The sequence below is a fragment of the Sphingobacterium sp. MYb388 genome, assembly GCF_037479535.1.
Lineage (GTDB): Bacteria > Bacteroidota > Bacteroidia > Sphingobacteriales > Sphingobacteriaceae > Sphingobacterium > Sphingobacterium anhuiense.
Window position 1 is genome coordinate 217,096 of record NZ_JBBGYV010000005.1, and the last position, 15,645, is coordinate 232,740.

The 15,645-nt window shown below is 40.0% G+C and carries 8 protein-coding genes; all 8 read left to right on the forward strand.

Annotation, left to right across the window (positions count from 1 at the left end):
* Window positions 1-23 precede the first annotated feature (23 nt).
* Window positions 24-1,166 (forward strand): aldose epimerase family protein, encoded by a 1,143-nt coding sequence (locus WH188_RS17300; RefSeq protein WP_021188843.1) that lies wholly within the window; start codon window positions 24-26, stop codon window positions 1,164-1,166.
* 6 nt (window positions 1,167-1,172) lie between these two features.
* On the forward strand, window positions 1,173-3,134 hold the full coding sequence (locus WH188_RS17305) for an alpha-L-arabinofuranosidase C-terminal domain-containing protein (RefSeq protein WP_339424439.1): 1,962 nt from the start codon (window positions 1,173-1,175) through the stop codon (window positions 3,132-3,134).
* A gap of 713 nt (window positions 3,135-3,847) precedes the next feature.
* Entirely contained in the window at window positions 3,848-6,421 is a 2,574-nt protein-coding gene (locus WH188_RS17310; RefSeq protein ID WP_168126885.1) for an alpha-L-arabinofuranosidase C-terminal domain-containing protein, read from the forward strand.
* Between the two features lie 8 nt (window positions 6,422-6,429).
* The gene (locus WH188_RS17315; RefSeq protein ID WP_206368347.1) at window positions 6,430-7,506 is read left to right on the forward strand and encodes a glycoside hydrolase family 43 protein; all 1,077 of its coding nucleotides are present in this window, start codon (window positions 6,430-6,432) and stop codon (window positions 7,504-7,506) included.
* 452 nt (window positions 7,507-7,958) lie between these two features.
* The gene (locus WH188_RS17320; protein ID WP_168126884.1) at window positions 7,959-11,084 is read left to right on the forward strand and encodes a SusC/RagA family TonB-linked outer membrane protein; all 3,126 of its coding nucleotides are present in this window, start codon (window positions 7,959-7,961) and stop codon (window positions 11,082-11,084) included.
* 12 nt (window positions 11,085-11,096) lie between these two features.
* Window positions 11,097-12,953, forward strand: a complete 1,857-nt coding sequence (locus WH188_RS17325; RefSeq protein WP_132773874.1) for a RagB/SusD family nutrient uptake outer membrane protein — start codon at window positions 11,097-11,099, stop codon at window positions 12,951-12,953.
* 11 nt (window positions 12,954-12,964) lie between these two features.
* Window positions 12,965-13,642, forward strand: coding sequence for a DUF3823 domain-containing protein (locus WH188_RS17330; protein ID WP_132773873.1), 678 nt, complete (start codon window positions 12,965-12,967; stop codon window positions 13,640-13,642).
* Between the two features lie 76 nt (window positions 13,643-13,718).
* A complete protein-coding gene (locus tag WH188_RS17335; protein ID WP_339424440.1) occupies window positions 13,719-15,641 on the forward strand; it encodes a family 43 glycosylhydrolase in 1,923 nt (640 codons plus the stop codon).
* Window positions 15,642-15,645: the final 4 nt, after the last annotated feature.

The following is a 15,645-nucleotide window of genomic DNA, read 5'->3' on the forward strand; positions in this document are numbered from 1 at the left end:
AATCAATTGTAAATCATAACAATATGAATAGTAAAATTATAAATGGTATTTTGTTGACGTCCGCATTGGCTTGTGGTTGCCAACAGACCTCGAATAAACAGCATACGACTGAAAAAACAGATTCCGTGGATACGTCTTTTGATTCGGTTATCGATAGTAAAGATGTCAAATTGTATACATTAACGAATGGCAAGCTTAAAGCTGCGCTGACAAATTATGGTGCAAGGTTAGTGAACTTACAGGTTCCGGATAAAGCCGGCAACTTGACAGATGTGATCCTTGGTTATGACAGTGCTGCGGAGTATAAAGCTAATGCGAGTAATTTTTATGGGGCTATCGTAGGTCGTTATGGAAATAGAATCGGGGATGCAACTTTCACTTTGCAGGGAGTTAAATACGAACTGGAGAAGAATGATGGAAAAAACTCCCTGCATGGGGGTACTCATGGTGTTTATAATCAGGTATGGGATGTCGCGAACAGTTCGGATTCATCCATTACCTTCACTTATCTTTCTCCTGATGGAGAGGCAGGTTATCCTGGTGAAGTGAAAATGCAAGTAACCTATACCTTAAGTCATACCGGTGGCTTGGTCATGGATTATCAAGCAAATACGGATAAAGAGACGGTACTAAACCTAACGAACCATGCTTATTTCAACCTAAATGGTGCAGGATCTGCAACGATACTGGATCATGAGCTCCAAATCGATGCTGCAGCTATTACGGAAGTGGATGATACCTTGATACCGACTGGAAAGAGTATTCAAGTCGCGGGAACACCATTTGACTTCCGTAAAGGATTTGTCATCGGCGATCGTATTGAAACAGATAATGCTCAGTTGAAGATCGGAAAAGGGTATGATCATAACTTTGAATTGTCTCAAGCGGCTGGTTTTAGAAAGGTTGCTTCTGTGTATGCGCCGAAAACGGGAATAGAAATGCAGGTATTGACTACAGAACCGGGTTTACAGTTTTATAGTGGCAATTTCATGAAGGACACTGATCCTAAAGGAAAAGGTGGTTTGGCATATCCGTTCCGTTCTGCATTTTGTTTAGAAACACAGCATTATCCCGATGCTCCTAATCATCCTGCTTTTGCTTCGACAGTATTGAAACCAGAGCAGACTTATAGCACGAAATCGGAATATAGATTTACGATAAAATAAAATAGGATGAAAAAAATTGAGCTATTACTAGCAGCTTTAATGGCTGGTTCTACACCTTTGTTTGCACAGAGTCCTGTCAATCTTAAAGTAGACCTTGATCAGCCTGCCGGAAAGATGTCACCAGATATGTGGGGTGTTTTCTTTGAAGATATTAACATGGGTGCCGATGGTGGGATATACGCCGAATTGATTAAAAATCGTTCATTCGAATTTAATGAACCTTGGATGGGTTGGAAAAAACTGACCAAAGAACCTGAGGGAGCGTTTCTGATTTTAAACAACAGCAAACGAAAAGGTAATCCGCGTTCATTGAAGATCCATAACCCAAAGGGTGTGCAACTAGGAATACAAAATGAAGGGTTCCGTGGTATGGGAATTAAGAAAGGGGAGCAGTATGAGTTTTCGTTACTCTTTAAACAAGCAACTGCCGGAATGCGTATTCGTGTTGAGTTGCTGGATGATCAGGATAAAGTGGTCGGAAATAGTAGTTTAATATTGTCTAGTGGAAGTGATTGGAAAAGTAGTTCTGCGAAGTTTACGGCTTCAGAGACTGTTGCTAAAGGCAAGTTAAATGTCTGGATCGAAGGAGCTGGAGATGCAGAACTTGATATGATTTCTCTTTTCCCGACGGAGACTTGGAAAAATAGACCTAAAGGTTTGCGGAAAGATATGGTACAGATGCTGGCCGATATGAAGCCTGGATTTATTCGTTTTCCCGGTGGTTGTATTGTGGAAGGTAGGGATTTAGCGAGCCGTTTTCAATGGAAAAAGACGGTCGGCCCGATCGAGGAACGCGAATTGATTATCAACCGTTGGAATACTGAGTTTAAGCACAGACCAGCTCCAGATTATTTTCAAACTTTTGGTTTGGGTTTTTACGAATATTTCTTAATGGCTGAAGATATTGGAGCTAAGGCGGTACCGATCTTAAATTGCGGGATGGCCTGTCAGTTTAATACGGCAGAGCTTGTTCCGATGGATGAGTTGGACACCTATGTACAGGATGCATTGGATCTGATTGAGTTTGCCAATGGGGCAGTTACAACGACCTGGGGTAAACTTCGTTCGGACATGGGGCATCCGGCTCCTTTCAACCTTGAAATGCTTGGTGTAGGAAATGAAAATTGGGGACCTCAGTATATAGAGCGTTTAGCTGCATTCAAAAAGGTTTTTAACGAGAAGCATCCTGAAATAGCCATTATTGCTAGTTCCGGTACAGATCCCGATGGCGAGCGTTTTGCTTATTTGGATGAGCAGCTACGGGATATGAAGATTGATATTATTGATGAGCACTATTATAGACCACCAACGTGGTTTTTATCCAGTGTCTCCCGTTATGATGATTATGACCGTAACGGCCCGAAAGTGTTTGCTGGAGAATATGCTTCGCACACCACCCGACCTAATGGCCCTGGCCGTAGTACTTGGGAAGCGGCGCTTTCAGAGGCAGCTTTCTTGACCGGACTGGAACGAAATGCAGATGTCGTGCAAATGGCATCGTACGCGCCATTATTTGGTCATGTCGATGGTTGGCAATGGACCCCAGACTTGATTTGGGTCGATAATCTACATGCATACGGTACGCCAAGTTATCAGGTACAGAAATTGTACTCGACCAATAAGGGGACTGATATTATCCCCGTTAAATGGAATGGCGATGCGGTGGCAGGGAAGGATAGTTTGTTTGCATCTTCTGTATATGATAGTGCAAAGAAGGAGTTGATCATCAAATTTGTTAATTATAATAGTAAACCGGTACAGGTTAATTTTGATATCAATTCGAAGAAAAAAATGAAACAGGCAGCTGTAAAAACGACCTTGGCAAATGCGGACTTGAGTATTTCGACAAGTTTTGAAGAACCGTTGAAAATACAGCCCAAAGTGGAGCAGGTCAGCTATAAAGGGAAAAAGATAGTGGATACGTTTGCACCATACTCTTTGACCGTCATTAAGTTGGCTGTTCAATAAAATAAGTTTTTTACAATGATACGGTCATGGGTCGCACGTAGATGCAAATCACCATGAACTAAACGAAGCTTTGTCTTAGACAACGCAGTTATATGATTAACTCCTGAAGCCTTCACCTAGGCGTCAGGTTATAAATATACTCGTGATCGTATCATTGTCTTTACCCTGTCGTGTCTGCAAATATGTGATCAGCATGATGCTGGCATTTGTGGGGTGGGATATGATGTGAAGTTCTACTTGGTGCCATTTGGAAAAATAAGTACATCACGGTCTTTAAAACTCAGGTGACACAGTCCATCTTGGTTGTGTTGGTACTGTGGGGCAGATGCAGTTGTAAATCGGAATCGATGCGATCTCGTAAAGATGATACATTGTGATGGTCTTTAAACCGAAAGGTGAAGCAGGCATATGGTTGTGTTGGCGCTTTTAGACTGATGTATACAGTTATTTACGTCGTGTCATTTCAACGTGTTCACTGCAACAATAAGACCTTAAAAGCTGAGGTAAAACAGTCAATCTTGATAGGGTGTGAACTGTTGGACCGATGTTACTTAAAATTCTATTTGGTGCCATCTAGGACTCTTCATGTCATGATAAAAAGAAAGGGTATATAAACACCAGTATTTATAATTCATATCGCTACCATTGGCAAGCTATAGCCAATAATGAAGTTATGAACTTGAACATAAATAACTACTACTAATTTTATTCTGATGAAAAAACAGCTTATTTATATATGCTTATTGTTATTCTTTGTCGTAAAACATGCAGCATTATATGCCAATGAGCCGGATTCGGCTTATATATTTGCCTATAGTTCGGGAAAGAATGATCACCACAACGGGCTACATTTTGCATGGAGCTTGGACAAGAAAAAATGGACCACCATTGGTGCAGAAGCTAGTTTCTTACGATCTGACTACGGTCAATGGGGATCGCAGAAGAAGATGATTGATCCTTTCCTGTTTTTATCACCGACAGGAATCTGGCATTGTGTATGGAGTTTGAATCAAGAAGATGGTGCTTTTGCACATAGTGCATCGCGCGATTTGATCCAATGGGAAAGTCAGTCTTACCCTTTGGTATTTGCCGGAAGCAACTGCCTTAGTCCTGTTATTGATTACAATAAGACAACGGGTACTTACCAAGTGATTTGGAAGACGGATCGGAGCGCTAAAGGATACTACGCTGTAGAAACGAAGGATTTTAAAATGTTTTCTACCGCAAAAAAAGCTACTGTTGTGCATAATACAAAAGTAGCGATCCGTCTCTCTGATGGTAACTATACGGGAACAGTTCATAAAGTCGCGTGGCAAATCCTAGAGAATCTGTTAAAGAAACAGCAGTTGGATGCTTATAAGGGAAAGTTGAATAGTGAACGGATGGTCGATGATGTACAACGCTTTGCTTCACTTACTCCCCTGAAAGGAAATCTAAAATTAGATGAACATATTCCAGCGCGTAAGATCAGTGATCTACTTATCGGAGCATTTTTTGAAGATATCAATTATGCCGCTGATGGTGGATTGTATGCCGAATTAATACAGAATAGGGGATTTGAATATACGCCTATGGATCGAAAAGAATGGCATAGTTTAACTGCTTGGCGCACCACGAATAGGGAAACTGTTATTACGATTGATACGCTATCTCCGATTCATGAAAATAACCGGCATTATGTGACTTTGCAGGGTAAACCTGGAGCAGGAATCGTCAATGAAGGGTTTGGCGGTATTTCCATTAAGAAAGACGAGCAGTATAATTTTTCAATATATGCCCGAGGGAAATCAGGACAGTTGGGCCACTTGCAGATTCGCTTAATCGATGGGCACGGTAATACTATTGGAGAAACAAAAACGAAGAAGTTATCAAAAAAATGGGAACAGTACAAATTGGATATGGTTGGAAATGTGACCATTTCGGATGCTCGATTGGAGATTACTTATTCCAACAATGGAGCCGTCGATATGGACATGGTTTCGTTATTTCCTAAAAATACTTTCCGAAATAGAGCTAACGGTTTAAGAGCAGATCTTGCTAAGACTATTGCTGACATGAAACCTCGGTTTGTGCGTTTCCCTGGCGGCTGTGTAGCTCATGGAGATGGTATCGATAATATCTACCATTGGAAAAATACGATAGGACCTGTGGAGCAACGAAAACCACAGCGTAATCTCTGGGGGTATCATCAATCATTTGGCTTAGGCTATTTTGAATATTTCCAGTTTTGTGAAGATATGGGTGCAGAACCTGTACCCGTGGTGGCTGCAGGTGTACCTTGCCAAAATTCGGGACATCATGGTCACGAACTGGGCGGGCAGCAGTGCGGTATCCCTATGGAGGACATGGGCGATTATATTCAGGATGTTTTGGATCTCATTGAATATGCGAATGGTGATCGTAAGACATTGTGGGGAAAGAAACGTGCTGAAGCGGGTCATCCAGCTCCCTTTAACTTGAAATATATTGGCATTGGTAACGAAGATTTGATTACCGATCTGTTTAAAGAGCGCTTTACCCTGATTTATCAAGCCGTAAAAGAGAAATATCCTGATATTGAAGTCATTGGTACAGCAGGTCCATTTTATGAAGGATCGGACTATGTGGAAGGCTGGGATTTGGCAACTAAATTAAATGTTCCTTTAATCGATGAGCATTATTACAATCCACCGGGTTGGTTTATTCATAATCAGGAGTTTTACGACCGTTATGACCGCAAGAAAGCTAAAGTATATCTTGGTGAATATGCTGCACATGTTCCCAATCGTGCTAGTACGATTGAAACAGCATTGGCAGAGGCATTACACCTGTGCAATGTCGAAAGAAATGCCGATGTAGTCACCATGACTTCATATGCACCTCTGTTGGCCAAAGAAGGTAATACGCAATGGTCTCCAGATTTGATCTACTTTAATAATACGACAGTGAAACCTACTGTGGGTTACTATATCCAGCAGGCATTTGGACAGCATGCAGGCGATACGTATCTCTTTAGTGAATTAAAGTTATCAAATCACGATGAAGCAGTGAACAAACGTGTTGGAAAATCAATTGTGCGCGATGCTAAATCGGGTGATATCATCGTCAAATTGGTGAATTTATTACCTGTTGAAATTGACCTTGATCTTTCGACTATCGGTGTTGCAAATCAACAAGTGAATGCAACTGTTATTTCAGGAAAACCAACAGATCAGACAGCTAAACCTGTTGCAGCAACATTTCAATTAGACAGGTGCAAATTGTCTCCTTATTCGTTCACCGTTTTTCGCATTCCTGCCAAAAAATAGTAAGCATTATGAAAAAGATACAATTTATGATCAGGTGGTCATTGCTGATGTTATTTATACAGCATGGAGCAATTGCACTTGGACAAAGTAAAAAGGCTTTAAAAATTGCTCCAGTAGCCTATCTGTTTGCTTATTTTTCTGACAACAGCCCTGACGGTGAACAGGTTCGCTATGCAATAAGTAAAGATGGTATAGATTTTCAGCCTTTGAATGGAGGGGAACCGGTCATTGCATCGGACAGCATTGCCTTAAAAAAAAGTATTCGGGATCCGCATATTATGCGTGCTGAAGATGGAAAATCGTTCTATATGGTTTTAACGGATATGCGTTCAAGCGAAGGTTGGCAGAGTAATGATGGTATCATCTTGATGAAAAGTACCGATCTTATCCATTGGGAACATCAGGCGATTGATTTTCCAACACGTTTTCCTAATTTAAAAGGATTTGATCAGGAAAATTTACATGCCGTGTGGGCGCCACAAACGATTTGGGATGTAGTCGAGAAAAAATACATGATCTACTATTCGATAGGTAGACATGACTGGGAGTATGCAGTAGGGGATAAAAAACAGCCCTATTTTAAAATCTTCTACTCCTATGCAAATGCCGATTTTACGGATATCAGTACACCAGAGCTGTTATTTGATTTTGGCACAGCAGCCATTGATGGTGATATCGTATATGATAAAAAGATGCAGGAATATGTGTTGTTTTTTAAAGATGAGGGCTTATCTACAGTGAATAATGGTTTTCGTACAAGAAGTGGCGTAATGCGGGCAACAAGTAAAAATATAACTGGACCATATGAGACCGAATATCGTCATCTCAATGTGGATCAAAAGAAACCTGTTGAAGGTTCTAGTGTATTTAAATCGATTCATTCAGATGAATACATTTTGATGTATGACTGCTATACGGAAGGCTATTATCAGTTTTGCAAAAGTTCGGACCTTACGCATTTCAATTTTATAAAAAATACGCCGATGGGTGGAGCATTTACACCAAGGCATGGTTCTGTCATGCCGATAACTGCTAAAGAACTGTCCATGTTGACTAAAAAATATGGAATGCCTACAGGCTTTTAAGATTGGAATGCATAACAGTTCTCCTCCAAATAAAGTCTCAATATAGATGGTCACAGGAAGGAGTGATCATCTATATTGTTGTTAATTAGTCTTTTAAATCTTGTTTGTTAAGTGTAATTACTTAGGTAGATTCAAACTTATATGAATTTTAAAAATAAATGTTTGTTTTACATTTATTTTTTTATATTTGTTTTACAATTATAACCAACACATTTTTAAAACCCTCAATAAAAGACTATGAATTTGTAATGCTATGCTTGACTTTTTTATCAGGGGTAAAAAAAATTTGTCACTTTTTTTTAAGTGTATTTTTAACATTTAATAAATAACTTTTTATGTATTCTTAAACATGCTGACTTGCGGTATACTTGTCGCTTTATTTACGTCAAGAAATTATCTAAAATTGGCAAGATCGTAGGTAACCAAAATCAGTTATTGAAAACGAATAAATTATGAAAAACTTAAAGATTCTTTACTTATATGTTTTTATGAGTTTAATATCCATAATGACATATGCACAAACTAAAATTACGGGGCAGGTAATTAACAAGGACAAGGAGCCGATTGTAGGAGCCAGTGTGCTTGTTGAAGGAATGCCCAATTTAATAACCAGTACAGACAATACTGGTCGATTTCAACTGCATGATGGAAAAGGCTATTTAGTGATCACTTATGTCGGATACAAAACACAACGTATTGCGATTGGCAACCAGACTAACTTTTCGGTTGTGTTGGAAACGAGTGATCAATCTTTGGACGAAGTTGTGGTCGTGGGTTACGGTACGCAATCCAAACGGAATATCTCTGGCGCTGTCAGTAATATCAAGTCAGATGATATTGTACGTACTTCTTCTACGACAGCTGCAGGAGCTTTGGCAGGCAAAGTACAAGGTATCTCCGTCCGTGGAAAAGACGCTCGTCCTGGGAGAGGAGCAGCAATTGAGATTCGTAATATGGGAAATCCGCTTTATGTGATCGATGGTATTTCCTATGGCGGTCAAACAGGAACGGATTGGGTTGGAACACAAAACGGTTCTGGAGCAGATATGTTCAATGCCTTAAATTTGGAAGATATCGAAAGTATATCGATCTTGAAGGATGCTGCTGCTGCAATTTATGGATTTAGAGCAGCGGGTGGTGTTGTTTTAATCACGACAAAAAAAGGAAATAAGGGCGGAACTGCAAAAGTAAATATCAATGGCTATCAAGGCTGGCAAAATCTAACTCGTTTTCCTGAATTAGCCAATGCAGCGCAATATACCCGAGGTCTTGTGGAAGCGGCTCAAAATGAAAACAAAGATCCAAATGCGGTATATACACCCCAAGAACTTGAAAAATGGCAAATGGGGACAGAGCCCGGCTACAAAAGTTATGATTATTACGACATGATTATTCGTAAGAATATACCACAACGCTACATCAATGCGAATATGACAGGAGGGAGCGATAAGTCTAATTATTTTCTTTCAGTTGGACACCTGACACAGGATGCGATGATCAAAGACTTTAATTACAAGCGTACCAATTTGCAAGCCAATATGGAAGCGACTGTTTTGGAAGGATTGACAATAGGTACACAGATTTCAGGAAGGCATGAAGGAACACAAGATGTGGGTCTGCCAGGAGGAGATGGCTATTTTTCATCTATTTTGGCGATGTTCAAAAACAGGCCTACTGTAGCACCTTACGCTAATGATAACCCTAAATATCCGAATCATACTAACGACTTTGCTTATAATCCAGCAGTTTTTGATCGTGATATTGCGGGCTACAAGGACAATAAATATTTGGCAGGTAATGTAAACCTATTTGCCTCCTATAAAACAAAATTTGGTCTTTCTGCTAAAGGAACTGTGTCGTACAACTATACCAATAATAAATTTGATGGTTTCCAGTATACTTATGATGTGTATCGCTTTGAAAACGATGAATATAAAGCTACAGGAGGCACACGTTCTGGATGGCGTTATGATACCAATCGGGATATTGTTTCGCGCTCGGCGCAATTCCTAATTGATTACAATAAAAATATCGGTCATCATGCCCTTTCAGGTACATTAGGATATGAACGTTCGGATTGGGTACGTACGATCCGCTCATTAGGAGCAAATCCAACGAACAATTACATCCCGATAATGCGACTCGCTGAAGTTAATGACCTTGGAGATGATTGGTCTTATGAAGCTCGTGCAGGTTACATAGGTCGATTAAACTATAATTACAAGGGTAAGTATTTAGTTGAGTTATTAGGTCGATACGATGGTTCATACTTATATTATAAGGATCGCCGTTGGGGATTTTTTCCGGGAGCATCTGTCGCATGGCGAGTATCGGATGAAAACTTTTTTGAACCCTTGAAAAGTGTTGTCACAGACTTCAAAATTCGGGCATCTGCAGGACAAACAGGTTTGGAAAATGGCGTCAATATGCACGGCTATCTAGCAGGCTACAATTGGTCTCAAGGAGATGCGATTCTTGATGGTAATTATGTGACAGGTGTGCAACCACGTGGTGTTCCTATCAGAAATCTATCATGGGTGAAGAATACCACTTACAACATCGGGCTGGATGCAGGTTTATTTGGTAATAAATTGACGCTGACAGCTGATGCCTTCCAGATTATCCGTACTGGATTTCCGGGTAAACGTTATGATGTGTTATTACCTGATGAGATCGGATATGCGCTACCTAATGAGAATCTGGGTAAGAATGGATACTATGGAGCTGAAGGTATGATCACTTATACGGATAAAATCGGTGAATTGAATTATGTGGTGAGTGGAAATGTTACCTATTCTCGTTTTAAGAATATCGAATCTTATAAACCGCGCTTCAGCAACTCCTGGAACGAATACCGGAATTCAAACGAAGATCGTTGGGGAGGTGTATGGTGGGGCTACCAAGTTGTCGGCCGCTTCCAATCGGAAGAGGAGATTCGCAATCATCCAATTAACAATGATGGTTCAAATAACCGGAACCAACTGCCTGGAGATTTTATCTACAAGGATGTTAATGGTGATGGTGTGATTAATAATCTGGACGAACGTCCAATCGGTTATCAAACCGGGTGGGCTCCGATTATTTCATTTGGAGGACGAATAGGACTAAATTGGAAAGGTATTGATCTGAATGCTGATTTATCCGGAGGAGCGATGCAATCATGGTTTCAAGATTACGAATTGCGCAATGCATTCCATGGTGGCGGAAATTCACCAGCATATCTCTTAGAAGATAGATGGCATCGTACTGATCCTTATGATGCAAATAGTGAATGGGTATCAGGATATTATCCTGCACTACGTAATGGTAATTCTGGACCTAATCATAGAAATAGTGATTTTTGGTTAACAAATGTTCGTTATTTAAGAATCAGAAATCTTGAGCTTGGCTATAATTTTTCTAATGATCTCATCAAAAAAATTAAAGCTGAGAAAATCCGAGTGTATGTCAATGGTTCTAATCTATTTTCCTTTGACAACGTGAAGAAATTTCAGATCGATCCAGAGATTGAAGCTGCGGCAGCAGTGGTATATCCGCAGCAGCGCGTATTTATGGTTGGGTTCAATTTAACATTTTAAAGAAAATCAACAATGAAAAAATTATATACTTGTTTAGCGCTGTTTGTCTGCCTTGGATTTGGAGGTTGTAAACACGACAATTGGTTAGATCGAGATTCAAAAACATTAATTACTGACGATCAACTTTGGAATGATCCAAAATTGCTGACTTCGTTGATGGCAAACTATTATAACCGTTTACCGACGTTACATGGTGTTTTCAACAGCGGAGGAATGACTGAGCTGGACGATGCCATGTGGTCTGGGCACCGTGATCAGAATGGACGCAATGATTTTCAATTTGGGGATGATTATGGACGCTATTGGGATTATGGATTGATTCGAGATATCAACCTTTCGCTAGAAAATATAGAAACTTTGGGTCTCCAACTAACGGAAACAACAAAAAAACAATATATAGCTGAAATGCGCTTTGTCCGCGCGCTTGTTTATTTTGAAATGGTAAAACGTATGGGTGGAGTTCCTATCGTGACAAAACAGATGATTTATGACTTCAGTGGTGATCCAACACCGCTTCAGTTGCCCCGAGCAAAGGAGCATGAGGTTTACGATTTTATTTACCAAGAGATGGAAGCGATTAAAGAAGATCTCGGAAATAATGCGACTAGTAAAACCAGAGCCAATAAATATACTGTTCTAGCTGTACAGAGTAGAGCCATGTTATATGCAGCATCCTTAGCCAAATATAATGGGCTGATGGCTGAACCTGTAGTAACAGCAGGCAATGAAGTCGGTATACCTGCGGCTATGGCCAGCGATTATTATCGTAAATCATTGGCCGCTTCTAAAGAACTTATGAGCGGTCCTTTTACCTTGTTTAAAGAGAACCCTGACAAAGGCGTTAATTTTTACGAAATGTTAAACAAAAAGACTGGATCTGAAGTGATTTTTGCAAAGGATTTTGCTGTGGGTCTTAAAGTTCATCGATTTGCGCATGAAAATATTGTCAAAAGTTTAACGGAGGATAATGAAGCCACCTCTGGAATCTCGCCTTCGCTTAGCTTAGTGGAAAGTTTCGATTATTTAGATGGTCGAAAAGGAACATTACAGGATCGTGATGCGAATGGAAACTATATTGCTTATGCACATATTGATGATATTTTCAAAAATAAGGATGCACGATTATATGGTACCGTCATTTACCCAGGAAGTTCCTTCCGAAATACAGCAGTTAGTATTCAAGCAGGAGTTGCTACTTGGCAAAATGGGGCGTACCAACTTGTCACCGCGCCAGAATTGGGGAAGCAATTGGGCGATGAACTTGGGACAGCAAATGCAGGTGGATTATGGACTGGTTTTGACGGCCCCAAAGATGATGCACAGGATGTGAGTAATACAGGATTTTACATCCGCAAATTTGTTAGTGATGCACCTGCTGCTAGTGCTAGAGGTACTTCGGCTGCAAATTGGTGGCCTTGGTTCCGTTTAGGTGAAATTTATTTAAACGCCGCGGAAGCAAGTTTTGAACTCGGTCAGGTTGGCGAGGCCACGCAATATATCAATACCTTACGTGAACGTGCTGGATTTCCAGCAAACAGCATCAGCACATTGACGATGGAGATCATCCGTAATGAGCGTCGGGTAGAATTGGCTTTTGAAGATCACCGGTTTTTTGATTTAAAAAGATGGCGTTTGGCGCATATCATTTGGAATGGCGCTGAAAATGATCCTAATGCTGTGGTACGGGGCTTATATGGATACCGTGTAGTGCGTCTAGGCCATGCAGATCATGGGAAGTTTATCTATGCACGTGTCAAACCTAGTCGTTTCCGTAGAGCACGATTCTTTCGTTTAGCAAATTATTATTCTGCTATTGAGCAAAAGGTATTGGACAATAATCCAAAAATTGTTAGAAATCCGTTGCATTAATTTATTGAATTATGAAAAAGAATATTTTAACTCTACTAACCGCTACACTAGGTTTTTTGGCTGTTGGTTGTGAATATGATAATTTTGAAGCTCCTAAAGAATTTTTATCTGGCAAAGTGGTCTTTGAGGGCAAGGCGGTTGGTGTAAGAAATAACGGTACTGAACTGGAGCTATGGCAGGACGGTTATCCCTTAAAATCAGCTATCCCTGTATTTATTAATCAAGCAGGAGAATTTTCTGCAAATCTGTTTCGGGGCAAATATAAATTGGTTCGAAAAGGAAATGCGCCTTGGCTACAGCAATCGACTGATACAATTCTCGTAAACGTGAATGGAAATACGGTGCTTGATGTGCCGGTAACGCCTTATTTCGTCATTGGAAATGAAAGTTTTCAGGTTGCCAATAATCAAATAGCGGCAACCTTCACGGTTAAAAAAACGACCGAATCGGCTAAACTCGATCAAGTGAAACTTTTCTTGAGTAAATCTATTTTGACCGATCATGTTCTTTCTGATCAAGATATTAATGTTGATCTTCCACAAGTCTTATTCGGTACTGAAACGCGCATCACGAGACAATTGTCTGATAAATTCAAAGGGCAGGCATATATCTTTGTGCGTATCGGGGTGAAATCTTCATCTGCTGGAGAGTATATTTATACTCCGGTACAAAAGATCATGCTTAATTAAAGTATGTTGTTCTATTTGTAAATTCGTGAAATGCATGCTCAACCTAATTTTATTTACTCTATAACTTAAATCTTACATGAACAAAAGAAAATGGCAATTGGCCAGCATCTTAATCACTTTTTTTACAGTTAGTATGATGGGGCCAGCCATCGGACAGGAATATAAATCTGGTCCTACGGAAAAAGACTTTGTGGGCTATTTATTTGCTTATTTCAAAGGCAATGCAGTAGCTGATGAATCGGTTTGTTTTGCGGTTAGTACGGATGGCTATACTTATCGCGCCCTCAATAACAATCAACCTGTGCTGGACTCAAAGCTTATCAGTACAACTGGTGGAGTGCGCGATCCGCATATCTTAAGAGGGGAGGATGGTAAGTCTTTTTACATGGTATTGACGGATATGACCTCATCGAAAGGCTGGGATTCTAATCGTGCTATGATATTATTAAAATCGGACGACCTTATTCATTGGAAACATAGTGTAATTAACATCCAAGATCGGTTTAAAGGTAATGAAAGTTTGAAGCGCGTTTGGGCTCCACAGACGATCTATGATCCTGCTGTTGGTAAATATATGGTTTACTGGTCGATGAAGCATGGCGACGGTCCTGATATCATTTATTATGCTTATGCTAATCGTGAGTTTACCGATTTGGAAACAGAACCAAAGGTGTTGTTTATGCCTAAAAATGGTAAATCTTGTATCGATGGAGATATCATCAATAAAAACGGACTTTTCTATATGTTTTATAAAACAGAAGGGCATGGTAACGGTATTAAATTGGCTATAACAGATTCGCTTACTTCGAGCAAATGGATCGAACAACCGGGCTATAAACAACAGACTAGAGATGCTGTGGAAGGATCAAGTGTGTTTAAACTTAATCAGTCTGATCGTTATATTTTAATGTACGATGTATATGGGAAGGGCAAGTACCAGTTTTGTGAATCGGTTGATCTGGATCGCTTTAAAGTAATCGATCATGAGGTTAGTATGGATTTTCATCCGAGACATGGTTCAATCATTCCATTATCCAGAAGTGAATTTAAAGCCGTTACTGAGCGTTGGGGAACACCGGCAGACATCAAATTGGTAACTAGAAAAAATCCGATATTGGATGGTTTCTATGCCGATCCAGATGTGTTATATTCAAATAAAACAAAGAAATATTATATCTACCCAACTAGTGATGGATTTGACGGTTGGGGTGGTTCTTATTTTAAGACTTTTTCTTCCGTTGATCTCAAAGAATGGAAAGATGAGGGTGTTATTCTGGATTTGAAAAAAGATGTGCCTTGGGGCCCGCGCAATGCCTGGGCTCCAACGATAGCGGAGAAAAAAATAAAAGGGGATTATAAATATTACTATTATTTCACAGCAGCGCAAAAAATAGGCGTTGCTGTTGCTGATCTACCTACTGGACCTTTCAAAGATTCGGGAAAACCATTGATCGATTTTAAACCAGCAGGAATTAATAAGGGACAAGAAATAGATCCTGCTGTTTTTAATGATCCGAAATCGGGGAAAAGCTACTTGTATTGGGGCAATGGTTACCTCGCTGTTGCGGAACTGAATAAGGATATGGTATCCATCAAACAAAATACGACAAAGACATTAAAGATTGATGGTACATTTCGTGAGGGTGTCTATGTGATCTATAGAAATGGCACGTATTATTTTTTATGGTCTGAAGATGATACCCGCAGTGAAAACTATCGGGTACGTTATGGAACATCTTCTTCTCCTGTAGGAGAGATCCATCTTCCTGAAAACAATATTGTGCTTGAAAAGGATCCGTCTAAAGGAATTTATGGTACTGGCCACAACTCCGTACTTCAAATACCGGGTACTGATGAATGGTATATTGTATATCATCGATTTAATTTCCCTGACGGTATACACATGGGAGATGCAGCAGGTTACAACCGTGAAGTATGCATGGATAAATTATCATTTGGAGCTGATGGAACCATTAAAAAGGTAATTCCTACACACTAGTTGG